This window comes from Colwellia sp. MT41 (assembly GCF_001444365.1).
GTDB classification, from domain to species: domain Bacteria; phylum Pseudomonadota; class Gammaproteobacteria; order Enterobacterales; family Alteromonadaceae; genus Colwellia; species Colwellia marinimaniae.
Genome location: NZ_CP013145.1, coordinates 1,490,979 through 1,515,551 on the forward strand (window position 1 = coordinate 1,490,979; position 24,573 = coordinate 1,515,551).

Below are 24,573 nucleotides of genomic sequence, written 5' to 3' on the forward strand. Positions count from 1 at the left end.
TTATTAATCGACCGTTGCCAGTGTTTCTGCTCAGGCCATTCGACTTTTTGGAGAGAAAAATCCTTATTGCTTTTTTAGTGATGTTAGTTTATCCACTTGTTTGGCTGTCATCATGATTGACTCGCTTTGTTAGCCATAAAAATAAAGCTGTTGTTACCCGTCTTCCTGTTTATGATGGTGCTATTGATAATATAAGTGGCGTAATTATTAAAGCGAATTTGTATGAAAGTGAAAGACAGGGGAAGGGGATGACAGTCTTGAGTGTATCAGCAAGCCGATTGGCAGAGTGTCAGAAAGCTTGCCTGTTTTAAACCTTCTTGATCTCTTTATCAAAAGGCATGAGCATATTTTATCGTAGAGGATCACTTTGCTCAAACCGCTGGCGCGGTAACACTTGAAGATGCCATCGAAACTTTTCTTGGGCGAGAAATTGTCGATGAAAGCGATCAAGTTGCAGGTTTACAAAAGCTCGCCAAAGAAAATTACCGACAAGGTTTAAAAGCCAATGCGAATTCTACAGAAAAAATGAAATAGATAATAACTAACAAGCAATTTTTTGATAAGTGCTCTTTAGTCTTTATCAATGCGTTATATTTGTTAACATAGCCCCAAATGAATACAGAACTTAAGTTCGGTATTTTATTATGTCCTAATACGAGATTGTTAAATGAATCCAATTATTCAAATTTTAAAAGAACTAAATATCAGTGATGACAAAATTAGCGAGTTGTTTCAGGCGCTGACAGAAAACCCTATGATGGCCATGGCATTTATTGGTCAACTTGCTATTCCACCAGAAAAACTACAAGCCATTATGAGTTTAGTGATGGCAGATCCGGGACTTATTGAACAGGCTGTTAATGAACTAGGTTTAGACTTCTCTAAAGTTGAGGAAGCAAAAGCTAAATTAAAAGCTGGTGATGCTTAGTGGCTAGCGCACAGCAAAACATGACCTTGGCACACTTACTTAGCCAATTAAGCTTAAATTCAGATGAAGTTACCTTTGAGCAAGTGATGCAAGTAATTGCTGAAAACTACAGCTATACGCCAGTAGGCTTTAGTAATGGTGATTTGCTTAATGAAACCGGCACTAATGAAGGCTCTTGTAAGATCTTTTACTTTGCCAGATTAAATGAATTAACAGAGCAACAAACATTGGCGTGTTTTGGCCGTTATTATCATGAGGACGTTTTACAAAACCCTCAGGGCAATGATCACAGTAATATTCGTAATTTTATTAAAAGTGGTTGGAGTAAGGTTAACTTTAACTCTGCTGCACTGACTGCTGTAGTAAAAGTCCAGTAGTTAAAATCTCTAAGCCCTATGTAGTTAGTGTCCTTTACGTTAACCGAAGCGCTTAAGTGCTACCTTACGCGCTGCGTTTAACTGCCCCCGAAATTCCTAGTGATTAACCTTACCTAAAGAGAAGTACCGTTGAAATATATCCAGGTCGATAACCAACAATCATTACTACTGAGTAAAACTTCTTTGCCTGAAATAGCGGCAGATGAATGTTTGCTAAAGGTTAAGGCTATTGGTGTTAATCGGGCGGATTTATTGCAGCGTGCGGGTAAGTATCCGCCGCCTGCGGGAGATTCCTTAATTCTTGGTTTAGAAGTTTCGGGTGAAATTGTTCAATGTGGTGAGCACACGGGCGTAAATCATATCGGTAAACCATGGCAAGCTGGCGATAAGGTGTTTGCGTTAGTTGCCGGTGGTGGTTATGCCGAGTACGTTAAAGTTAAGGCAGCACAACTGTTCACTTTACCTCAAATGTTCAGCTATGAACAAGGCGCGGCCTGTGCGGAAGTATTTCTAACCGCCTATCAAAGCTTATTTACTATTGCTAAGCTCAGGTCTAACAGCAAGGTACTTATTCATGCAGGAGCTAGTGGTGTCGGCAGCGCGGCTATTCAACTTGCGAAAGCGAAACAATGCCATGTCACGGTAACTGTTGGCAGTGAGTTAAAAGTACAAGCATGTTTAACCCTTGGTGCCGATGTAGCGATAAACTACCAAAAAACTGATTTTGTTGGTTACGCTAAAGCGAATATGCCATCAGGTTTTGACGTTATCATTGATGTGGTTGCGGGTGAGTATGTCGCTAAAAACATCAATGTTGCCGCGTTAGATGGTCATATCGTTATTTTATCAATGCTGGGCGGGCGATATTGCTCGCAACTTGATATCGCGAAGCTGTTGGCAAAACGGTTAACGCTGTCTGCTTCAACGTTAAGAAACCGCAGTGATGATTATAAAGCCAATTTAGTTACTAGTTTCATTAGCGACTTTTACCCTGAGCTGGTCAATGGACGAATCAAGCCAGTAATCGATTCGGTTTATCCTTGGCAACAAGCAGAGCAGGCTCATGAAAAAATGGCTAATAATGAAAATATAGGTAAATTAATCTTACTTGTTACTTAGGCAGAATTAATAAATATGTGATAAGACAATGACGACTTTCGGCTAGTTATTTATGTTGATAGAGAATACAGCCCGACGAGCTTATGCTTGGAGTAAATACTAAGGATATATATGAATTGGTTGCTGGAGCCCTTATCTTATGAAGAGGGAACTGACGACCTTATTCTTGGAGTCAAATACTAAGGATATATATGAATTGGTTGCGGGAGCCAGATTTGAACTGACGACCTTCGGGTTATGAGCCCGACGAGCTACCAGGCTGCTCCATCCCGCGTCCGAATGACCTACGTTAAGTAGGAAGCCAAGTCGTTTTAATTCAAACTTAAGAATTACTCTTTATACTTGAGTAAAGTTGGTTGTTGGAGCCCTTATCTTATGAAGAGGGAACTGACGACCTTATTCTTGGAGTCAAATATTAAGGATATATATGAATTGGTTGCGGGAGCCAGATTTGAACTGACGACCTTCGGGTTATGAGCCCGACGAGCTACCAGGCTGCTCCATCCCGCGTCCGAATGACTTGATGTAAAATCAAGAAAGCCTATAACGTTTTAATTCTGTTATAAAAGAATTGGTTGCGGGAGCCAGATTTGAACTGACGACCTTCGGGTTATGAGCCCGACGAGCTACCAGGCTGCTCCATCCCGCGTCCGAATGACATACGTTAAGTAGGAAGCCAAGTTGTTTTAATTCAAACTTAAGAATTACTCTTTATACTTGAGTGAAGTTGGTTGCGGGAGCCAGATTTGAACTGACGACCTTCGGGTTATGAGCCCGACGAGCTACCAGGCTGCTCCATCCCGCGTCCGAATGGTTTAAGTGCACTATTTCTAGGTACGTTAAACAAGCCAATAATTGCTTTAATTCTATTATCAGAGAATTGGTTGCGGAAGCCAGATTTTTAAAAAAAACTTGACGACCTTCGGCTATTTATAATGAACAGCCCGACGAGGTTGAACTTTTAGGCTGCTCCATCCCGTGTCCGAATGGTTTAAGTATTACTATTGCTAGCGACACTTAAACAAGCCACAATATTTTACTTCTTATTGCGAGAAGTTTCTTTTAGAGAGGTTACTCCCTGAAAGCGAGGCGTATAGTAAGGATAGCGCATCGATAAAGCAAGCGCTTTTATTAAAATAATACTGTTCGGTTGAATGTTATGCGTTACGAGTAAAAAACAGGCGGTTTAAGCTAGTTAAGGTTAACTTTTGTTTATGTGCTTTGTGTTTGTGTATATAATCGCGCCCATAGTTTACTCTGCTGTTTACTCCGGAAATGCACCATGAAAGAATCCATGCACCAATTTTTAGCTTTAACCTCTCCAGGTATTGAAGTTTTACTGTTCGATGAAATAATAAACCTCGGCGCCGATCGCGTTGTACAAAAACCGGAAGGCGTTTATTTTCAAGCTTCTTTAGCCTTGGGATATAAAATATCTCTTTGGACGCGCCTTGCTACCCGTATCATGCTTAAACTGGGAGACGGTGAAGCGAAAGACAAAGATGAATTATTCAAAGCGGCCAGTAGTATTCATTGGCCAGATATTTTTGACTCAACAACTACCTTTGCCATTGACTTTGTGGGTTACAGTGAAGAAATTCGAAATAGCCAGTTTGGCGGTTTAACGATTAAAGATGCGATAGTTGATCAATTTAGAGAGCAAGGTTTTGAGCGTCCAAATGTCGATAAAAAATCCCCACAAATTAGTTTCCAAGCTCGGCTATTAAGAGACCACATTCACATATATCTTGATTTTTCTGGTCGAGGTTTATTCCAACGAGGCTATCGTGAACATAGTGGCGCGGCACCGTTAAAAGAAAACCTAGCTGCTGCCCTTATAATACGCTCGGGTTGGTTAGCTGATACCAGCAAGCCATTAGTTGATCCTATGTGTGGCTCAGGCACAATTCTAATTGAAGCTGTTGCAATGGCTGCTAAGCAAGCACCGGCACTTAATAGATCGTCATGGGGCTTTGAATCTTGGTTAACCCATGATAATGACATCTGGGAAGAGCAATTAGCGCAAGCCATAGCAAGCTCGGAACAATCACTCGCTACGCTTAAAAACGTTAAAGTCTTTGGTATCGATATTGATGCACGGGTATTAAAAACGGCACAACAAAATGCCCGTAATGCGCATTTACAACAATATATAGAGTTCTCTTGTAAAAATACTAACGACATGAATAACACCTTTGGCGGGCCGGGTACTGTGTTATTTAACCCGCCTTATGGCGAACGTATAGGTGAATTACCTGAGCTAGTAGAAAATTTTGTCTTATTTGGTCAAAAACTTAAAACGCAGTTTATGGATTGGCGTGTGGCAATATTAACGGCAAATGTCGACTTGCTCTCTATGTTAAAATTGTCGAGCTTTAAACGTTACAAGTTCAAAAATGGCCCGTTAGATTGTCAATTAGCCTTATATAATGTTGATGAAAGACAAATGGCCAAAGATGCGGTTAACCCGCAATCTGACTTTGCCGAGCAAGATAGCGCTTTTGCTAACCGTCTTAAGAAGAACCGTAAAAATTTAAAGGGCTGGTTAAAATCCAATGACATTGAAGCTTACCGCTTATATGACGGTGATATTCCTGAATATAATGTTGCTATAGATATTTATGGTGAGTACTTGGTGATTCAAGAATATGCTGCGCCAAAAACCATTGAAGAACAAAAAGCTAAGAAGCGTCTACAAGAAGTGATTTATTGGGCGCCTAAGGTTTTGGGTATTCCAACCGATAAAGTGGTTTTAAAAACCCGATCTAAGCAAAAGGGTAGTAATCAATATCAACGGCTAAATAAATCGAAACAATCGATCATTATTACTGAACATGGTGCTCAGTTTAAAATTAACTTATGGGATTACCTTGATACGGGGTTATTTTTAGATCATCGAAAAACACGGCAAATTATCGCCAAAAAATCTCAAGGTAAGACATTGCTGAACTTATTTGCCTATACCGGCTCGGTTTCAGTGCAAGCAGCAATGCATGGTGCTTTGTCGGTTACCACAGTTGATATGTCAAATACCTATCTTAACTGGGCGCAAGATAACTTTGCTTTGAATAAGTTGAGCGGTCACAAATATCAATTTATTCAAGCCGACTGTTTAGATTGGTTGAAAAAGAATACCAACAAGTTTGATGTGATTTTTATCGATCCACCAACGTTTTCGAATTCAAAACGTATGGAAGATAGCTTTGATGTGCAACGAGATCATATCGCCTTATTAACCGATGCACTGAAGGCTCTCAATAGAGGTGGCGAAATATTTTTCACAAATAACAAGCGCAATTTTAAAATTGACTTTGATGCGTTAGATACACTGGGCTTAACGGCACAAGCGATGTCAGATGTTACTCGTGATAAAGATTTTGCCCGTAATAAACATATTCATAATAGCTGGTCTATTACTAGAAAAAAAACCTAGTAGTAATTATGAATAAATATAATTTATATGGCAGCGAAGGTTGTCATTTATGTGAGCAAGCTTTGGCTCTCTGTTTGGCGGTACTGCCCAGAGAGCAGCTAACAGAAATTGATATTATCGAACAAGATAGTGTTGCTCATGAAACGCAAACCCTGGTCGAGTTGTATGGGGTACATATTCCCGTACTCGAAAAGTTAGCGCAAGACAGCAGTAAAAATATTAAGTTGTTTTGGCCTTTTACCCAAGCACAAGTTGAACAATTAAGCCTGTAGCAATTATTAGCAAGTTATTAGAACTTATTAAAAGTTAAGAAGAATTATGGAATTATTAAGAATAGCCAATGGTGAACTAGCCTTTGGCGAAGATAAAATATTAGATAAAGCAGAATTAAGTATACAAACCGGTGAACGTATTTGTTTAGTGGGTCGCAATGGTGCGGGTAAGTCTACTTTAATGAAAATATTAATGGGCTTTCAAAATCTAGATGATGGTCAAATATTAAAGTCTAGCACCATGCAAATGTCTATGTTGCAGCAAGATCCGCCAGAATCATCTGAAATCAGTGTCTTTGATTTTGTCGCTGAGGGGGTAAAAGAAAATGCCGAACTCCTCCGCCGTTATCACGCCATAATTCATTTGATTGGCGAAGATCCCAGTGAAAAAAACCTTAACAAGCTAGCCAGTGTGCAAGAAAGTCTTGAACAAGCAAATGCTTGGCAAGATGAACAACGTATTGAGCAAGCCATGAGCACGCTATCGTTAGATCCAGATGCAAGGATTTGCGATTTATCGGGTGGTTGGTTACGTAAAGTTGCCTTGGCTAAAGCCTTAGTAATTAACCCTGATATTTTATTACTGGATGAACCTACCAACCACTTGGATATTGAAAGTGTATTATGGCTGGAGAAGTTCCTAAAAGACTTCGGCGGCACTATCATCTTTATTAGCCATGACCGGGCGTTTATTCGTGGTTTATCTACCCGTATTTTAGATCTTGATCGCGGTAAATTGAAAAGCTACCCAGGTGATTATGATTTATATATCGAACAAAAGCAGCATGACTTACAAGTAGAAATGCAACAAAATGCGTTATTTGATAAAAAACTAGCTGAAGAAGAAGTGTGGATACGTCAAGGCGTTAAAGCCCGTCGTACTCGTAATGAAGGTCGAGTACGCTCTTTAGAGAAGCTACGTAACGAACGTACCGCACGTCGAGAGGTGCGTAATCAAAGTACCATGAATGTTACTCATGGTGATCGCTCGGGCAAGTTGGTCTTTGAAGCTGAAGACGTAACAGTAGCCTTTGGTGATAACGTTGTTATTAAAAACCTTAATTTACTTATTTCTCGTAATGACAGGTTAGCGTTAATAGGCGCTAACGGTACGGGTAAATCAACCTTAATTAAACTCATCATGGAACAGCAAGCGGCAACCAGTGGTAAAATGCGCTCGGGTGTTAATTTAGAGATCGCTTATTTTGATCAGCATAGAGAAGCTCTTGATTTAAACCTAACCGTGCAAGAAATTGTCGGCGAAGGTAAACAAGAGGTTATGGTGAACGGTAAATCTCGCCATGTATTGGGTTATTTACAAGACTTCTTATTTAGTCCTAAACGTGCTCGGACACCAGTTCGTGCCTTATCGGGTGGAGAGAAGAATAGACTATTACTTGCGCGCTTATTTTTGCGTCCAAGTAACTTACTTATTCTCGATGAGCCAACCAACGACCTTGATATTGAAACCTTAGAGCTACTTGAAGAAGTTGTGGCAAATTATGCGGGAACCGTTATTTTAGTGAGCCATGATCGTGATTTTGTTAATAACTGTGTCAATACCTGCTTGTATTTTGATGGTACCGGACAGGTAAATCAGATTGTCGGTGGTTATGATGATGTTGATAGTTATCTCGCTTTAAAAGAAAAACAACGCCAAAATATGGCCGATGGCGCGCAACAAAAAACAAAATCAGTAGATGATAAAAGTAAGCAAGAACAAAGTTCGTCGCAAGTCGAGGTTGCTAAGAAAAAACTCTCCTTTAAAGATGCCCGTGAACTGGAAACTTTGCCTGAAAAAATTGATGAAATAGAAAACTTGATTGATTCATTGCAAGCACAAGTGAATGACGCTGACTTTTTTAGTCAAGATGACGATATAACGAAAAAAGTTTTGAACCAGCTGAACGATTGTGAGTCAAACCTTGAGATTGTCTATGCCAGATGGCAAGAGCTTGATGAGCAGTAATCAACAATAGGTCATTAATTTTCTTTAGGGCACGCCTTAAATTTTAGATTTTAACTCACCTTAACTTATATAAGTTAAGGTGAGTTAAATAGAACAACCAAAAAGAGTTAATCAGTAGTATGAAGCAATTTTCAAAAAATATATTGGTGTTAGCGGTAACAAGTGCCTTAAGCCTTAGTGTCCTTAGCTTTAGCCAAGCAGCTACTTATAAAGTAGTTGAAGTTGATAAAAATGCTAAAGGATACACTTACGGTGGCAAGCTAAATATCAAAGGTGAAATGGCCGTATCGGGGGGGAATTCTTATAACTTTCCAGTACAATTTGACTACTTAGATGAACAAGATTTTAATGATATTGTTTATTTAGCACTTACCCGACATGATTATTACTTTGGTCTTGAAGAGATTGAAGATGTTGATGGATTTGAAGAACGTGCTAAAGCAGGTAACGCAACGGCCAATGACCTAGTTTGGTCAAAGATGTACCTGCAAGGCAAAAATACATCTACGACTAACCTAAACTTTGAATACCAAATAGTTGCCGATGCTGCCGCTCTGCTTAACCTAGATCCAGGCAGCAGAGCATCTGAAAAAGTCTGTATTTTTGATACTGATTTTGATGGTACTCCATGTGCTGAGGTAGTAACACGTTCAACCGTCAATATTATACAAGGAATTACTAACAGTGGCTTAATCTTTGGTACGGGCTCTGCGCCTTACTTACCCATAGAGGGTCCCGCTACTGAAAGTGATGGAACTTTTAAAACCCACTGGGTACGTGAACATGGTCAACGTGGCTTTTACATCGATGCCAGTAGTGGCGAAATAATCTCAGTGGAACCAGAGGTAATGGAATATGGGGGTGGTATTTCTGCCCTTTTTGATATGAATGATAACGGTACTGCTGTTGGTTATACTAGCTATGGGCTAAGTGATGCTCGGGTAGAATATATAAAGGATACCAGTGGTGGTTGTGCCGATACTGATGTACTCGCCACTATACCTTATAAAATATGTGTACAAAAAAATCAAAGTGGCATGTACTATATTCAGGCCTCTAAGGCAACAATATCAGCTGGCAGCAAGCCGGTAACAGAGCTGTTGGGCTTATTAATTTCTCCGCATGACGATGATGATAGAGCCTTTTCTAGCCAAGCGTTAGCGGTCAATAATCACGGTGTTGCCGTCGGTTATGCCCAGGGTTGGGATGATAGCAATGTCACTACGGCTGCAGTTGATGAGCGCATGACCGGCTCCTATGCAGTACTGTATAAAGATGGCAAGGTGTTAGACTTTAATCAAAAGCATTACTATTTTCGTTACGGTTATGTTTATTCTTTTTCTCGTGCTAATGATATTAACGATAACGGTTTAGTGGTTGGTTATACCCATGATATCAATAATTCTGTCAAAAAACTTTTTTATGTTAAGACTACTAATGTTCTAGAGAGTGAGATGGAAATTGTTATTCCAAAAGGATTTTTTAATAGCTCAGTTAGTACAGCTTTTGCGGTAAATTCTGCCGGTGTTATCGTCGGTGAAGCGCAAATTGAAACTCATAATGAAAGTTCGCAAAACCCTCGCCGGACAGTGGGCTTTATTTACGATACCGCCAGTGATTCAGCAGTGATAATTGATGTCAATACGCTGTTAAAATGTGAATCTGATTATTACATTCTTAAAGCCAGTGACATTAATGATGCTGGCCAAATATCAGCTACCGCCATAGTCAAAGTAGAAAGCTATGATGCTAAGGGCAACGCCATACTTGATGATAGCGGTGAACCGGTGATGATAGATGTCGCCCGAGCCGTTTTACTCGAGCCTATCCCCGATGACGGAATTACTTGTGAGGCATTTGAATATAAAGTTGAACGACAAGGTGCGAGTTTTGGCAGCATTGGCTTACTATCACTGTTAGCGGTATTTGGACTTCGTCGGAGGAAGTTCAACAGCTAACGCTAACTACCGTTTAAGTACTGCTCTTAAAGCATAAAAAAAGCACTCTTGGAGTGCTTTTTTTATGCTTGTCGTTTATCCATTTAAGCCATTGTATTTTGATTTTTTTGAACTATGCTTAAAGAAGTTGTGCAATATCAGTGAGCGAATGATGTTTACTAGTAAGCAATTATTTATCGCCACTGCTATTGGTATTTCTATTAAGAAGAACCAAGGAGCGTGTATTTATGATGAAGCGGCAAAAACGCGATCGTCAAGACAGGGCACATACAAGAGGTTACCAAGCAGGTATATCTGGTCGTTCTAAGGAACATTGCCCGTACCAAAATGATGCAATAAAGTCACAATGGCTTGGTGGATGGCGAGAAGCCATAGAAGATAAACATCAAGGGCTGTTTAAATAAACAATTGCTTGTTTTATCAACAACAGTTCAACCGAAATTGAAGTAAATGAATTGAATTGAAAAGTTAAAAAGCCCAGCAAGTTGCGGGGCTTTTTTTAATTTTAATTAGTGTTAAATTATAATTAATATATTACTAAAGCTAGCACTAGCTTGCTCTAAAATTTACTGGTATCAGTAAATAAACCTACTTTAAGATCTTTGGCGGTATAAATTTCACGACCGTCAACACTGACAGTACCGTTAGCAATACCCATGTAAAGTCTACGTTTAATCACGCGTGTGAAATCTATCCTAAAGGTAACTTTTTTATCGGTTGGTAGTATTTGACCGGTAAACTTCACTTCACCGACACCTAAAGCTCTGCCTTTACCTGGACCACCCCCCCAAGACAAGAAAAAGCCAACTAATTGCCACATAGCATCTAAACCTAAACAGCCGGGCATTACCGGATCACCTTTAAAGTGGCAATCAAAAAACCATAAGTCTGGCGTTATATCTAATTCGGCTATTATATAACCTTTACCGTTTTCACCACCTTCTTCAGAAATGGTAACAATGCGATCCATCATTAGCATATTACCTGAAGGCAGTTTTGAGTTACCTTCCCCAAATAATTCTCCTGTTCCTGCCTTTACTAAATCTTCTTTACTGTATGAGTTTTGTTGTGGCATCGCCATAATAAGCTGAAATCCGATAATATATTTTAGGGAGCTACTTTAGCTTACACTTGTACACTAAACAACTGCGAACAGTTAAAAGATAAAATTAATTTGTCATGATCAAATGAACAAGCTTCCTTGATTACACACTCGTTATGCGTGATTATAGGCTTATAGAGCTAGGGATAAATTGAAACGACATGAAAGAATCTGAGCAAGTGAATGAACAACCGTTAAAGAAAGTTGCTATGAGTAATGCCGAAAAACAAAAGCGTTACCGTGAGCGGCAAAAAGCCCGCGGCTTGCAGGAAATGCGCGGTTATATGTCACCCGAGGCAAAACATTGTTATGAGTTAATCAGTGAACAAACTAATTGGTCTGACAGTGTAATTTTGAGCAACGCCGTTCGATTAACCTATGCCGCTTATAAAAATGGCCAAATAGGTCTGTTAAATAGCTGGCTGAAAAATAATAAGCTCTAAAGCTGGCTAATTTTGTTATGCACCTAGTTATTAGGCTTTTCGCTGATATTGGGTTCATAAGTCCATTAAAGTACATTTAATGGCATGTTCAACTTGTGCCCTAGTCAGAGCGGACAATAAATTTAATCAGGTAATTATTCGGTAATATTCAATTGAATAGTCAGCGTTTTCGCTATATTCTTGCTACTTCTCATCTTTAACTAAGGTTGTCTTGCGTGATAAATGTTTTATTGGTTGATGATCATCACCTTGTTCGTGTCGGTATTAGTAAAATTTTAGGCTGCGTTAAGGGATTAAGTGTTGTCGGCGAATGTGAAACAGGTGAAGAGGCAATTAAGTTCTGTCGACAAAAAGAACCGGATGTATTACTCATGGATATGGATATGCCAGGTATGGGCGGTCTTGAGGCGACAAAAAAAATATTACGTTTTGCGCCCGATGTCAAAATTATAGTATTAACTGCGCATTCCGAAGACCCGTTCCCAAGTAAAGTGATGCAAATGGGTGCTGCTGGGTATTTAACAAAAGATGCTGGCCCTGATGAAATGGTGAATGCTATTCGCGCCGTTAATAGTGGCCAACGTTATTTACCTTCTGCTATTGCGCAAAAGATGGCGTTAAGCCAATTTAAATCGGTTGACGATAACCCTTTTAGTTCCTTATCCGATAGAGAGTTACAGATTATGATTATGATAACTCGTGGTGATAAAGTACCAAATATTTCAGAACATCTGAATTTAAGTACTAAAACGATTAATAGCTATCGTTATCGAATGTTTGACAAGCTTGCTGTTAGCAATGATGTCGAGTTAACGCATTTAGCTATCCGCTATGGCATGATAAAAACAGAAAAGCTATAGATATCCTTAAGAAGCTTAAACTTAATGTCGCCAAAGAATACCGAAAAATCAGCCAGTAAACAATTAGGTCAAAACCCAGCAGCCTCAACTTTTGACAGTGAGGCTTTTTTGCGTGTAGTGACCGAACAAGCTGGTGTCTATCGAATGTATAATAGTCAGCAAGTGATTATTTATGTCGGTAAAGCCAAACAGCTTAGAAAACGTCTAACAAGTTATTTTCGCAAAGATGTTGGCTCAGTTAAAACACAAGTATTAGTGCAGCAAATTGCCGCCATTGAAGTCACCGTTACCCATACCGAAGGTGAGGCGCTGATACTTGAAAATAACTATATCAAAAAGTATCAACCTAAATACAATATTTTATTACGTGATGATAAGTCATACCCTTATTTACTTATTACCGATCATAAGCACCCTAAGCTAGGCCTACACCGTGGTGGTAAAAAAGTAAAAGGTGAATATTTCGGCCCATTTCCGACGGTTGGCGCCGTTTGGGAAAGCTTGCGCTTAATGCAAAAAATATTTCCTATTAGACAGTGTGAAGATAGCTATTACCGAGCACGGTCAAGACCCTGTTTACAATACCAGTTAGGCCGCTGCTCAGCCCCCTGTGTTAATAAAATATCGGTTGATGATTACCAAGTGCAAGTGAATTTAGCCAAGCTTTTTCTACAGGGGAAAAGCTCTGCTGTGATTGAACAGTTAGTGACAAAAATGGAATTAGCCAGTAATAAGTTACACTTTGAGCTCGCGGCAAAATATCGCGATCAAATAGCCACATTACGTAAAGTTCAACAACAACAACATGTCAGCGGTCATATCGCCGAGCTTGATGTTGTCGGCTTATATCGTGATAAATCACAAGTGTGCATACATTTACTCTTTATTAGACAACATAAAATATTAGGCAGTAAAAGTTATTTCCCTACAGTGCCTAGTGAAAGTAGTGACAGTGACATATTACAGGCATTTATTGCTCAGCATTACTTAACAAATGATTCACAAAGTCATGGTAAAATCCAAGGTAATATTCCCAAAGAGATAGTCATCAAAGAATCTATTGAGCAGGTAGTAGAGTTAGCGGCACTACTGAGTGAACAAGCAGAGTATGACGTTAAAATATCAACAAATACCCGCAGTGAACGAGCTCAATATTTAAAGTTAGCGAGTACTAACGCACAAACGGCCCTTGTTACTCAAACTAGTCATAAAGAGTCTATGCAAGCACGTTTTGTGGCGTTAAATGAAGTATTTGAGTTGAAAAATGGTATTCATCGTATTGAATGTTTTGATATTAGTCATACCATGGGCCAACAAACAGTAGCCTCCAATGTGGTCTTTAACCAAGATGGGCCACTCAAAAGTGATTATCGCAGGTATAATGTCCATGGCATCACGCCTGGCGATGATTATGCTGCTATGGCCTTTGCTTTAAACAAGCGCTATGGCAAATTAAAAGCGAATCCGAGCAACCAGATCGAGCATAGTGCCTTAGAAAAGTTGCCCGATATTGTCTTTATTGATGGTGGCAAAGGCCAGTTGGCCAAAGCTGAAGAGTTTTTTAGTCAGCTGGCATTAACTAGAACGCCACTACTCGTTGGTGTTGCGAAAGGGGCGTCACGTAAACCGGGCTTAGAAACCTTAATTTTGGCAGGTAGTCATCAGCTACTTTCCTTACCCGCGACATCACCCGCTTTACATCTGGTGCAACACATTCGCGATGAATCACACCGTTTTGCTATAACAGGGCACAGAGCAAAGAGGCAAAAGGTGAGTAAAAAGTCTCGTTTAGAGTCAATTGAAGGTATAGGCGCGAAAAAACGGCAAAGTTTATTAAATTTTTTGGGTGGTTTACAAGAGGTCATGCAAGCGGATGTTACCGCCTTAGCGAAAGTACCTGGCATAAGCCATGTATTAGCAAATAAAATCCATGAGGCTTTACATGAAAAGTAATAAATCATAGCACCATATTTATCTATCCCTCGAAAAATCAAATAAGCTTTTGCTAAGTAAGCCTTTAACCCAAGCTTTTAGCTTCACTTGTCATATTCAGCCGTAGCACTGCTATAACAACTTGTGTAAACTAGAGAAAAATACTTGTAGTGAAAAGTAAATGTGGACAATACCTAACCAAATAACCCTGTTTCGGATCATCTTGATCCCTATTTTCTTGATAATTTTCTATTTACCACTTTCATGGAGCCACTTTGGCGCATTTGCTGTTTTTTGGTTAGCTGCCGTTAGTGACATCTTAGATGGCTATCTTGCTCGTAAGCTCAATCAATCTTCTGCGTTTGGCGCATTTTTAGACCCAGTAGCCGATAAACTCATGGTCGTTGTTGCCTTGGTGATGATTGCTCAAGATTATAGCTCATGGCTGGTTTCTGTTGCGGCGATTATTATGATAGCGCGAGAAGTCTTTATTAGCGCCTTGCGTGAGTTTATGTCTTCTATAGGAAAACGTGATGTGATTGCCGTCTCTAATATGGGGAAATATAAAACTGCCGCGCAAATGCTTGGTATTATGGGGCTCATTTGGCAACCTGATTATGATATTCCGTTAATATTATTTTCCTTGCCTCATGAAGTCATTAATTACCTTTCTTATGGCTTTTATTTTATTGCTACCGTGCTAACCGTTACTACCTGGGTAAGTTACTTCAAAGCGGCTTGGCCTGAGTTAAAGCAGCAATAAACTCTTTTCAAAGACTCGTTTATAACTAATGGGACGATTAACAAGCCATTTAGTTAAAAATGGAACAAACAACTCGCTTTTTAAGCAGTTAGGATAAAAAGTTAATTTAATAGTTGACTGGAAAATATTTAGATGTAGAATGCGTTTTCGTTGACAGGGAGTCAGCAAGTAAAGTGAAGTTGGCTAAGTTGATGTTACATCATCTGTCATTTCTTTTACTGAAGTTTGTAATTTTTAATTTTAAATGAAGCGGCTGTAGCTCAGCTGGTAGAGCGTCACGTTGCCAACGTGAATGTCACGAGTTCGAGTCTCGTTAGCCGCTCCAATTTAACTTAAAAAGCAAAGTTCATTGATAATGATATCACTGATACATCGTTGACAAAATGGCGGGTTGGCAGAGTGGTTATGCAGCGGATTGCAAATCCGTGTACACCAGTTCGATTCTGGTATCCGCCTCCATTTTGCCCGGGTGGTGGAATTGGTAGACACAAGGGATTTAAAATCCCTCGCCGAAAAGCGTGCCGGTTCAAGTCCGGCTCCGGGTACCATATCATCAACGATAGTTGGGAAGTAAAAAGTAAAGCTCTCATGAAGCGGCTGTAGCTCAGCTGGTAGAGCGTCACGTTGCCAACGTGAATGTCACGAGTTCGAGTCTCGTTAGCCGCTCCAATTTTAGCTGTAACGCTGGAAGAAGTTTTACCTAGTAGTAAGCAGTAAGTAAAAGTAAAGCTCTAATGAAGCGGCTGGTGTCAGCTGGTAGAGCATCACGTTGCCAAAAGCGAAGTGAATGCCACGACTTATGTTGATGAGAGTAGTCTCGTTAGCCGCTCCAGAAAACCTGTAAAAGTAAAGCTCTAATGAAGCGGCTGGTGTCAGCTGGTAGAGCATCACGTTGCCAAAAGCGAAGTGAATGCCACGACTTATGTTGATGAGAGTAGTCTCGTTAGCCGCTCCAGAAAGTAAGTAAAAGTAAAGCTCTAATGAAGCGGCTGTAGCTCAGCTGGTAGAGCATCACGTTGCCAACGTGAATGTCACGAGTTCGAGTCTCGTTAGCCGCTCCAAATTTTTATAAGTTTATGACAGTTGTCAGTCATGTTTTTTTACAAAATATGATAAATAAATTTATAAAGAGTAGGTACCAACCTACTATAAAAATACTCCCTTATCGAAAGATACAATGCCCGGGTGGTGGAATTGGTAGACACAAGGGATTTAAAATCCCTCGCCGAAAAGCGTGCCGGTTCAAGTCCGGCTCCGGGTACCATCTTATTAAAAAGATAGGTAGTAAATAAAGCTCTAATGAAGCGGCTGGTGTCAGCTGGTAGAGCATCACGTTGCCAAAAGCGAAGTGAATGCCACGACTTATGTTGATGAGAGTAGTCTCGTTAGCCGCTCCAGAAAACCTGTAAAAGTAAAGCTCTAATGAAGCGGCTGGTGTCAGCTGGTGTCAGCTGGTAGAGCATCACGTTGCCAAAAAGCGAAGTGAATGCCACGACTTATGTTGATGAGAGTAGTCTCGTTAGCCGCTCCAGAAAACCTGTAAAAGTAAAGCTCTAATGAAGCGGCTGTAGCTCAGCTGGTAGAGCATCACGTTGCCAACGTGAATGTCACGAGTTCGAGTCTCGTTAGCCGCTCCAAATTTTTATAAGTTTATGACAGTTGTCAGTCATGTTTTTTACAAAATATGATAAATAAATTTATAAAGAGTAGGTACCAACCTACTATAAAAATACTCCCTTATCGAAAGATACAATGCCCGGGTGGTGGAATTGGTAGACACAAGGGATTTAAAATCCCTCGCCGAAAAGCGTGCCGGTTCAAGTCCGGCTCCGGGTACCATTTTAGTCATGTCTTCTTGCTAGTTATAATGACAATATTATAGATTAGTACTATTAATTTTATTCTTGATCTGTTCTTTAATTATACCTTTCTCCCCCCTTATTTTATAATAAATATCTTTTGTTGCACCACAATAAAATTTTAAATCTCAATATTTGCTTTGAAATCTGCATAGACATAAGCTAAATAATATTTAGTAAGTGATCAGTAGTACTGCAATTGTGCCATTTTTATATTTTTAGTCTATTTACACCGCATATTTAAAATGGCTCTGTTCCTAATACTGTTGTCTATATTATAATCCTATGATTATTATGTGGAGTATTGCTTGAAGTGATAAAGGCGAGCTTCACAAACATGGATGCTTATGTAGAGCCTCATGGATGGGTTAACGCGTATCGCTTGTTTACTCAGCAAAACTAAACTACAACAGAGCCATAGAATAGTATGATTAATCTGTTAAAGTGATAACTTCACTATAATGAATAAGACAAGTATGTCATTAATTAATAAAAGGATACGCTATGTTTTTTAGTAAATATGTATTTGCATCTTTATATTTTTCCTGCCTTATCTTACTCACTACTTATACTGCAGATGTTCATGCTCAGCAAAAATATACTATTTATCTTGATGCTGATTTTAGTGGTGCTAAAGCTTCGAGTTTAGCTATACAGCAAGGTATCAATACTGCATTGGCTGAGGTTGATTATCAACTTCAGGGAATTAATTTTGATGTCATTACTAAAGATCACCGGGCTAACTCATTAAGAAGTAGACGTAATTTAGAAGATTTTTTGCTAGATAAACAAGCATTAATGGTGTTTTCTGGTCTCCATTCGCCGCCCCTATTAGCGAATAAAGATTTCATTAATGAAAATAAAATTCTTCTTTTAGATCCCTGGGCAGCCGCTGGGCCAATCACTCGCAGCAGCTCAGCGCAAAACTGGATATTTCGCTTGTCGATTGATGACAGTAATGCCGGTAGCTTTATTAGCCAAAAAGCCATTGAGCAAGGTTTTCGTAAACCTTACTTATTATTAGAGGACACCGGTTGGGGTCGCTCAAATGAAAAAACAATGACACAAGCCCTTAAGGAAGCATCGATAACACCTGTGGGTTTGTCTTGGTTTAATTGGGGCACTGGGAAAAATCATGCCAAAGTCTTACTTCGAGATATTAAAGCCAGTGGTGCTGATGTAATATTTTTTGTGGGTAACTCTGCTGAAGGCGCTACCTTCACTCATGCCATGGTTGAATTACCACAAAACATTCGTTTACCTATTAGGAGCCATTGGGGGATAACTGGCGGGGATTTTACTGAAAAAGTGTCCGCAAGTCAGCGGGAAAAAATAGATTTACAGTTTATCCAAACCAATTTTTCATTTCTAAATGAAGATTTATCAATGTTTGCTAAAAACGTGTTAGCGTTAGCCATTAAGTCAAATAAGGAGCTAAAGCACAAAGGGGACATAAAGGCACAAACAGGCTTTATTCACGCTTATGATCTGACTAAAATTGTCATATCTGCCATCAGACAAGTTAAATTAACTGGGGATAAAGATAAAGATAAAATACTGATTCATCATGCCTTAGAGCATTTAGCCAAGCCGGTGCTAGGACTGTTGAAAAACTATCAGCGACCATTTTCCCCTTATAATAAGCAACAATTTAATGCTCATGAAGCACTAACTATTGACGATTACTCTATGGGGAAATTTAACCATAAAGATGAAATTGTCTTACTTAACTAGTAAATAACACCTAATCGGCATAGTGAAAATTATATTGATGAAACTAATAATAATGAAAATATTGGGTGAAATAAATGGTTAAGACTGGGGTGTCTTTTGCTTTAGCACGATTTGTCTTTATAAGTTGCTTAGCTTTAGCGGTAATAATTACCAGCTTAGTGGTCAATCATGTGGTTGAATCAGTGAACACTGAATATGAAAAAATAGCCCATAGAGAAATTAATACGTTAAGTAATAATTACCGAGTGTTTATTAATCATCATTTAATTTTATTAGAAGAGCAAGCTCGTGCTTCGCTGTTTATACAAGCATTGATGCAACCAAAAAGTAACCTTGGCAAGATACAAGATTACATGGCAGGATTAACATTATTAGGTCAAAAATATGATGAAACCTTACTCGATTTTGAAGGTAGTACGTTATATTCCACCTCGCAATCTGGTATTAATTATAGAGAATACCCCTGGCTTAAAAGTATCCTGAGTGGCGAGGTTTCCAGTTCTATCAAAGTCTTAAATATTGATGGCAAATACTTTTGGTGTTTAGCTTATCCTGTTGTTTATAATCAGTATGTTGAAGGTGTTTTGTTAGCCAATATACCGTTAAAAGCTATTCACGCTAGGCAAGGTGATGTTGAATTACTTGATGGTTTAATGATTGAAGTGGTGCAGGCGGGGCAAACTATTGCGACTTTTGGCAAGCAAGTCATTGGCACTAAGCAAATGATGCAATGGCAAGATGCTGGAGTGAGCTTTGCCTTTACTATCGATGAATCCTATCGAAATGAAGCCTTGTCAAAATTAGTTATTCAGCTAGCCAGCCTTATTATTGTTGCCATTGTATTGACGACACTCTTGGCTTATTTCTATGGTTATCGCTATTTTGTTAAACCTATACTGGCCCTTTCTCAGTTAACGTCAAGCCTTGAACAAGGCAATGAGCCGCAAGCCTTGCAAGAAGATCTAAGGTTCAAGGAATTTGCCGATTTATTTAAACAGTTTAATCATATGAGTGAAAAAGTAGCCAAACGTGAGCGCGCGTTAAGGCAAAGTTATGAAAAACTTTCAAATACCAATGAGGAATTAAAACAGAGTGAATCACAATTAGTACACTCTGAAAAAATGGCCAGCATAGGTGTATTAGCCGCAGGTGTTGCTCATGAAATTAACAACCCCATTGGTTTTATTCGCAGTAATTTAGAGGTGTTAGCCGATTATTTTAGTGATATTGAAAAATACTATCATGAATTTAACGAAACGCTTGCTAGTGACGAAGATAAAGAAAACCATAAGAGATTAGCAAAGAAATATGAGCTTGAATTTCTTTTTAAGGACTCACCGCCTTTAATCAAAAGTAGTATTTCTGGCGTAGATAGAGTGACCGAGATAGTAAAAAGCTTAAAGACTTTTGCGCGTGTTGATCACTCAGAAAAAGTACTGATCGATGTCAATGAAGGGTTAAGGGCCACCTTAAATATGGTTCACAATGAACTTAAATACTGTTGTCAGGTACATGTCGACTTACAGCCTTTGCCAGCCATACGTGTTTTTCCGGGAAAATTGAATCAAGTATTTATGAACTTGTTGATTAATGCGGGCCAAGCTATAACGGATAAAGGCGATATCTATGTCAGGAGTTTTGTTGAGGAGAACAGTATTATTATTGAAATTGAAGACACTGGCATGGGAATAGATGCCGATAACATAGCACAAATATTTACTCCTTTTTACACCAGTAAACCTGTTGGAGAGGGAACTGGTTTAGGTCTGTCCATTAGCCATCAAATCATTGAACAACATGACGGTAAAATTATGGTCAAGTCCGAAATAGGCAAGGGCAGTTGTTTTTCTGTGCACCTACCGATAAATTGACCGGCAGGGCGCTAGTATTAGCATTGAGCGCAACCGGTGTTGGTAAAACTCGTTACTGTTGATTTTAGCAAGCCATAGTGGCTAAATATTTATGCAGACTGCCAGTAAGTACAAATTCAACGTTGTTAGCTTTCCTAGCACATTACTAAGTAACGTTGCACATCCATTGCTCTATTCTCCCATGATTCATCTTTTACGCATGCCTTTCGACATTGTTTTACTTGAGTCAGCGCAAGCAGGTCATTTATATCCTCTAGCTTATCAAAGTTAACTACTGGAGTTATCTCAGCATTTGCTAGCAGTATCGCCTGATAAAATGGCTTAGCCGAACTCGATATTTGCAGATACTTTCGATAACCATTTAAAGCATTAAAATCAGTGGTGACAATGGGGGTGCCGCTAGCTATATACTCTCTTAACTTTAACGGGTTACACATTTGAATTTGCTTATTGTTTACAAAAGGTAAGATGGCAACATTCCAATTTTGAATATACTTAGGTAATTCTGTATGGGGTTTTTCCCCAAGAAAATATACATTAGGAAAGTGCTTTAATTTATCTACATTACAGCTTAGCTCGCCAATAAAAACAAAACTCCAATGGGGTAGTGCTGTGATCGTTTGCACTAATAAATTTTGATCTAACCAGGTTGAAATGCTGCCATAAAATCCGGCTATAGGCTTACCTTGTGGTAAATCACTCGGGGTAATATTAACCCGCTCACTAAAGAGTGAAAAGTTTACCCCATGAGGAATATTGACTACTTTATCACGAGGGAATTTCTCTTGCAGTTTTTCACTGGCGGTAAAAATGTAGTTTGATTTTTCAATTAACTCAAGCTCTTTTTTTGCCACAAATTCGTGATCTACACCGGCAAGACTACTAAAGTCATCCCCACAATAATACACACAAGGAGCATTGCCAAATAGTTCTAAATAGTCGACCGAAGTGGGTAACGATGTCCAAATAATAGGATTGCTAATGGCCAATTTTTTGCAGGCTATGCGGAATTGATACTGTAAAATATATTTACTCACTTTCAAAGCAAGCCAGCTATCTGCACAAGGGATCACCAGAGGATTAATAATAACGAAATGACTACTATTGTGCACATTGACTTCATCATGCTTGTTTTGAGCAAATAAAAAAGATTTCACTTTATTATAAAGTCTGAACAAGTCATGCCGAGTAAACTTTGGCTTTCTTAAGCCAATAGAATTAAACCATATAATGGATCGAGTTTGTCCAAGTACCTTAATTAAATGTTGAGTAGAGCTGGGGTGTGCGCCCCAATCTTCACCAAAAACCACAATAGGTCTATTTTTACCTGCAGATACTGAAGACGTTGAATTAATCATGATTATCCGCCTCAATTGACTTTATAACTCTTGCTGGTACACCCGCAGCGAGGACAAAACTGGGTAAACTTTTGGTGACCACACTGCCTGCAGCTACTATGGTACCTCGGCCTATAGTCACGCCGGGCATCACTTTTACCCCGGTGGCTAACCAGACATCATCTTGTAAAGTAATATCGCCTACTTGCGATTCATGGTCTGGTTTGCCTAGCGCCCGTAATTTGGCATTAATGGGGTGTCCAGGATAACCCGCTAAGTAGCAATCACCAGCAATTCGGACGTTATTACCTAGGGTTATTTTATTGCCCACGGATATTGAGGTACGCCAGGCAATACCAACATTATTGCCAATAACTAATAGCGGGATAGTATTACCAACGGCTCGACCACTTATTGTGGTCATAGCCGCTAACCTGACTTTGTCGCCCATAATTATGTCTAGACTGCCGATAACAACGGGTAAACCACCATACAGATAAAGCTGTTTAGGCTGGTTTTTTAGCCTAGATTTAAATAAAGGTGTGTAATAAAAAATGCGTAGTACATCCGCTATAATCTGCTTTAAAACTATATGAATGATATAAAGCAGCTTAAATATAACGGGAATGTTTGGCATTTCTATGGTCTTGATGGTGAACCAAAGTTTTTTTATCAGTTGAGCTGAAACACTATCACTTGTTTTAGCCCACTGTTTTGCGTGGTTAATGTTAAAAGTAATCATTCTACTGTCACCGATTTAGCTAAATTTCTGGGTTGGTCAACATTTTTTCCTAGCGTTTGAGCACAGTATAATGCGAGCAATTGCATTGGGATAACAGTGATAATGGGCTGTATGGACTCTGGCGCTGGGGGTAACTCAAAAAATTCATCTTCTTTTAAGTTGATATAATCCCTGATAGAAGCATCGCCAATAATAAATAATGGCGCGTTACGAGCTTGTACCTCTTGAATGTTTGACAGTAATTTATCGGTCAAACTGTCCTTAGGTGCTATGACGACCACGGGCATTTGCTCATCAAGCAAGGCTATTGGTCCATGCTTTAATTCCCCTGCCGCGTAAGCTTCGGCATGAATATAACTAATTTCTTTCAGTTTTAACGCGCCTTCATGTGCTATGGGCGTTTGTATACCGCGACCGATAAATAGTATATTTGAGTATCTGCTGAGTTTTATCGCCAGTAATTTGATTTCTGTACAGCGTTGTAAAATTTTTTCAATTAAGTAAGGTAGTTGCAGAAAGTTTTGTTGTAATTGTTTTAACTCATCGAACTTTATAAAGGCTCTTTGTTGTGCTGCTTCAAGACACATTTTATAAAATATGGCTAACTGACAAGTAAAAGCCTTGGTTGAGGCTACGCCAATTTCTGGACCGGCATAAATTTCAAAGGTAAAATGGGCTTCTCTCGCTATGCTACTATTCGCGACGTTGACTAACGCTAATGTTTGTACTTTATTCGCTTTGGCATACTTTAATGCTGCTAAGGTGTCTGCTGTTTCTCCCGATTGAGAAACAAAAATGGCTAACTCTTTATGGGTCATTACCGGCGAACGATAGCGATATTCAGAGGCTATATCGACTTCAACTAAAATATTAGCGTACTTTTCAAACCAAAATTTTGCCACCGAGGCTGCGTAATATGAAGAGCCACAGGCAATGATAGTAATTTTATTGAAGTCGTTAAAATTTATCGTTGAATAGTCGCTGGCGTGACGATCAACTGACAAGCTATTAAGTAGATCAACTTGTTCAAAAATTTCCTTTTCCATAAAGGAGCTATGTTCACCTTTGGATACTATCTTTGAGCAATAGCTATTGTTTACATAATGGATTTTTCTATTGGCGCTTGGGTTGCAAAGCTTGATGCCGTGACTCGTTAGCTTGATTAATTCATTGTCTTTAGGATAATAGATTTTACTGCTATCCGGCCCTAAAGCCATGGCGTCTGATGCCAGATAAGCGCCGTTAACCCCCTGTGAGATAACTAAGGGACTGCCTTGTTTGATGGCATAAAGGTTATTACTGTCACCATCGATTAGTACACCCAAGGCATAACTGCCTTTTAATTGTAAAATGGCTTTCGCTATGGCATCTTCTTCAGACAGGTGTTGCGATAAATAATGATTTATTAAGTGAGGAATCACTTCACTGTCGGTTGAACTGTTAAAATGGTGGCCCCATTGCAGTAACTTTTCTTTTAAGTGTAAGTAGTTTTCAATGATGCCATTATGGACAACAGCCACTCGCCCACATTGATGTGGGTGGGCGTTGCTTACCGTGGCTTTTCCGTGTGTAGCCCAACGGGTATGACCGATACAACATTTACCCTCTAAAGGCTGTTCTAATAGTAAACGTTTTAACTGATTAAGTTTACCCTGTACTTTTCGTGTTTTAATTTCGTTATCGGCTAAAATTGAAATACCAGAAGAGTCATAACCGCGATATTCAAGCCGACTTAAACCCTCTAATACTGGTTTTATTGCTGAGTCTGCTACTGCCCCAATAATGCCACACATAACAAATACCTCTTTACATTGTTATCCTACTATTGATTACTAAGCATTTATTATGCCAATGAATATATTCAATAAAATCAA

General features: G+C 39.2%; 18 protein-coding genes and 12 tRNA genes. 22 read left to right on the forward strand and 8 right to left on the reverse strand.

Annotated features, from left to right (window positions below; translation table 11 throughout):
* Positions 1-667 precede the first annotated feature (667 nt).
* The 3 genes from CMT41_RS06325 (at position 668) to CMT41_RS06335 (ending at position 2,424) form a co-directional block, all read left to right on the forward strand.
* Entirely contained in the window at positions 668-928 is a 261-nt protein-coding gene (locus CMT41_RS06325; RefSeq protein ID WP_057180452.1) for a DUF2999 family protein, read from the forward strand.
* Positions 929-948: 20 nt separating this feature from the next.
* Positions 949-1,305, forward strand: a complete 357-nt coding sequence (locus CMT41_RS06330) for a HopJ type III effector protein (protein ID WP_058028161.1) — start codon at positions 949-951, stop codon at positions 1,303-1,305.
* Positions 1,306-1,434: 129 nt separating this feature from the next.
* Positions 1,435-2,424 carry a zinc-binding dehydrogenase gene (locus tag CMT41_RS06335; protein WP_057180454.1) on the forward strand — a complete coding sequence of 330 codons (990 nt, stop codon included), beginning with the start codon at positions 1,435-1,437 and terminating at the stop codon, positions 2,422-2,424.
* A gap of 197 nt (positions 2,425-2,621) precedes the next feature.
* Here CMT41_RS06335 and CMT41_RS06340 read toward each other — a convergent pair.
* The 4 genes from CMT41_RS06340 to CMT41_RS06355 all read right to left on the reverse strand — a co-directional run bounded on the left by CMT41_RS06340 (position 2,622) and on the right by CMT41_RS06355 (position 3,229).
* A tRNA-Met gene (locus CMT41_RS06340) sits at positions 2,622-2,698 on the reverse strand.
* 159 nt (positions 2,699-2,857) lie between these two features.
* A tRNA-Met gene (locus CMT41_RS06345) sits at positions 2,858-2,934 on the reverse strand.
* A gap of 62 nt (positions 2,935-2,996) precedes the next feature.
* Positions 2,997-3,073: transfer RNA gene (locus tag CMT41_RS06350), tRNA-Met, on the reverse strand.
* 79 nt (positions 3,074-3,152) lie between these two features.
* A tRNA-Met gene (locus CMT41_RS06355) sits at positions 3,153-3,229 on the reverse strand.
* A gap of 477 nt (positions 3,230-3,706) precedes the next feature.
* Here CMT41_RS06355 and rlmKL point away from each other — a divergent pair.
* The 5 genes from rlmKL to rmf all read left to right on the forward strand — a co-directional run bounded on the left by rlmKL (position 3,707) and on the right by rmf (position 10,460).
* A complete protein-coding gene (rlmKL, locus tag CMT41_RS06360) occupies positions 3,707-5,857 on the forward strand; it encodes a bifunctional 23S rRNA (guanine(2069)-N(7))-methyltransferase RlmK/23S rRNA (guanine(2445)-N(2))-methyltransferase RlmL (protein ID WP_058026661.1) in 2,151 nt (716 codons plus the stop codon).
* A gap of 8 nt (positions 5,858-5,865) precedes the next feature.
* Positions 5,866-6,129 (forward strand): glutaredoxin family protein, encoded by a 264-nt coding sequence (locus CMT41_RS06365; RefSeq protein WP_057180457.1) that lies wholly within the window; start codon positions 5,866-5,868, stop codon positions 6,127-6,129.
* Between the two features lie 46 nt (positions 6,130-6,175).
* Positions 6,176-8,098 carry an ATP-binding cassette ATPase Uup gene (gene uup / locus CMT41_RS06370; protein WP_057180458.1) on the forward strand — a complete coding sequence of 641 codons (1,923 nt, stop codon included), beginning with the start codon at positions 6,176-6,178 and terminating at the stop codon, positions 8,096-8,098.
* 119 nt (positions 8,099-8,217) lie between these two features.
* Entirely contained in the window at positions 8,218-10,056 is a 1,839-nt protein-coding gene (locus tag CMT41_RS06375; protein WP_058026662.1) for a DUF3466 family protein, read from the forward strand.
* A 230-nt stretch (positions 10,057-10,286) separates the two neighbouring features.
* A complete protein-coding gene (gene rmf / locus CMT41_RS06380; RefSeq protein ID WP_057180525.1) occupies positions 10,287-10,460 on the forward strand; it encodes a ribosome modulation factor in 174 nt (57 codons plus the stop codon).
* A gap of 155 nt (positions 10,461-10,615) precedes the next feature.
* Here rmf and fabA read toward each other — a convergent pair whose 3' ends face one another.
* Positions 10,616-11,131 (reverse strand): bifunctional 3-hydroxydecanoyl-ACP dehydratase/trans-2-decenoyl-ACP isomerase, encoded by a 516-nt coding sequence (gene fabA / locus CMT41_RS06385; protein ID WP_057832249.1) that lies wholly within the window; start codon positions 11,129-11,131, stop codon positions 10,616-10,618.
* 188 nt (positions 11,132-11,319) lie between these two features.
* Here fabA and CMT41_RS06390 point away from each other — a divergent pair, with 188 nt between their 5' ends.
* From CMT41_RS06390 to CMT41_RS06455, 14 genes are all read left to right on the forward strand, one after another.
* Positions 11,320-11,601 (forward strand): hypothetical protein, encoded by a 282-nt coding sequence (locus CMT41_RS06390; RefSeq protein ID WP_057180460.1) that lies wholly within the window; start codon positions 11,320-11,322, stop codon positions 11,599-11,601.
* Positions 11,602-11,816: 215 nt separating this feature from the next.
* The gene (gene uvrY, locus CMT41_RS06395) at positions 11,817-12,461 is read left to right on the forward strand and encodes a UvrY/SirA/GacA family response regulator transcription factor (RefSeq protein WP_057180461.1); all 645 of its coding nucleotides are present in this window, start codon (positions 11,817-11,819) and stop codon (positions 12,459-12,461) included.
* Positions 12,462-12,485: 24 nt separating this feature from the next.
* Positions 12,486-14,414 carry an excinuclease ABC subunit UvrC gene (gene uvrC / locus CMT41_RS06400; protein WP_082606459.1) on the forward strand — a complete coding sequence of 643 codons (1,929 nt, stop codon included), beginning with the start codon at positions 12,486-12,488 and terminating at the stop codon, positions 14,412-14,414.
* Positions 14,415-14,574: 160 nt separating this feature from the next.
* Positions 14,575-15,156: a CDP-diacylglycerol--glycerol-3-phosphate 3-phosphatidyltransferase gene (pgsA, locus tag CMT41_RS06405; protein WP_057180462.1), complete on the forward strand. Its 582-nt coding sequence runs from the start codon at positions 14,575-14,577 to the stop codon at positions 15,154-15,156.
* 249 nt (positions 15,157-15,405) lie between these two features.
* Positions 15,406-15,481: transfer RNA gene (locus CMT41_RS06410), tRNA-Gly, on the forward strand.
* A 60-nt stretch (positions 15,482-15,541) separates the two neighbouring features.
* Positions 15,542-15,615 (forward strand) — tRNA-Cys (locus CMT41_RS06415).
* Between the two features lie 4 nt (positions 15,616-15,619).
* A tRNA-Leu gene (locus tag CMT41_RS06420) sits at positions 15,620-15,704 on the forward strand.
* Positions 15,705-15,749: 45 nt separating this feature from the next.
* Positions 15,750-15,825, forward strand: a tRNA-Gly gene (locus CMT41_RS06425).
* Between the two features lie 316 nt (positions 15,826-16,141).
* A tRNA-Gly gene (locus CMT41_RS06430) sits at positions 16,142-16,217 on the forward strand.
* 118 nt (positions 16,218-16,335) lie between these two features.
* Positions 16,336-16,420: transfer RNA gene (locus CMT41_RS06435), tRNA-Leu, on the forward strand.
* A 297-nt stretch (positions 16,421-16,717) separates the two neighbouring features.
* Positions 16,718-16,793: transfer RNA gene (locus CMT41_RS06440), tRNA-Gly, on the forward strand.
* Between the two features lie 117 nt (positions 16,794-16,910).
* A tRNA-Leu gene (locus CMT41_RS06445) sits at positions 16,911-16,995 on the forward strand.
* A gap of 524 nt (positions 16,996-17,519) precedes the next feature.
* Positions 17,520-18,749: an ABC transporter substrate-binding protein gene (locus CMT41_RS06450; protein WP_058026663.1), complete on the forward strand. Its 1,230-nt coding sequence runs from the start codon at positions 17,520-17,522 to the stop codon at positions 18,747-18,749.
* Between the two features lie 74 nt (positions 18,750-18,823).
* Positions 18,824-20,620 (forward strand): sensor histidine kinase, encoded by a 1,797-nt coding sequence (locus CMT41_RS06455; RefSeq protein WP_058026664.1) that lies wholly within the window; start codon positions 18,824-18,826, stop codon positions 20,618-20,620.
* Positions 20,621-20,754: 134 nt separating this feature from the next.
* On the opposite strand, the gene CMT41_RS06460 is transcribed toward CMT41_RS06455, so the two are convergent.
* Genes CMT41_RS06460 through glmS form a run of 3 tightly spaced genes read right to left on the reverse strand, consistent with a single transcriptional unit; the run spans position 20,755 to position 24,492 of the window.
* Positions 20,755-21,978 carry a glycosyltransferase gene (locus CMT41_RS06460; RefSeq protein ID WP_057180467.1) on the reverse strand — a complete coding sequence of 408 codons (1,224 nt, stop codon included), beginning with the start codon at positions 21,976-21,978 and terminating at the stop codon, positions 20,755-20,757.
* The gene (locus CMT41_RS06465) at positions 21,971-22,699 is read right to left on the reverse strand and encodes an acyltransferase (RefSeq protein WP_057180469.1); all 729 of its coding nucleotides are present in this window, start codon (positions 22,697-22,699) and stop codon (positions 21,971-21,973) included. The genes CMT41_RS06460 and CMT41_RS06465 overlap by 8 nt, the downstream gene beginning before the upstream one ends.
* Positions 22,696-24,492: a glutamine--fructose-6-phosphate transaminase (isomerizing) gene (gene glmS, locus CMT41_RS06470; protein WP_058026665.1), complete on the reverse strand. Its 1,797-nt coding sequence runs from the start codon at positions 24,490-24,492 to the stop codon at positions 22,696-22,698. The genes CMT41_RS06465 and glmS overlap by 4 nt, the downstream gene beginning before the upstream one ends.
* Between the last annotated feature and the right edge of the window lie 81 nt (positions 24,493-24,573).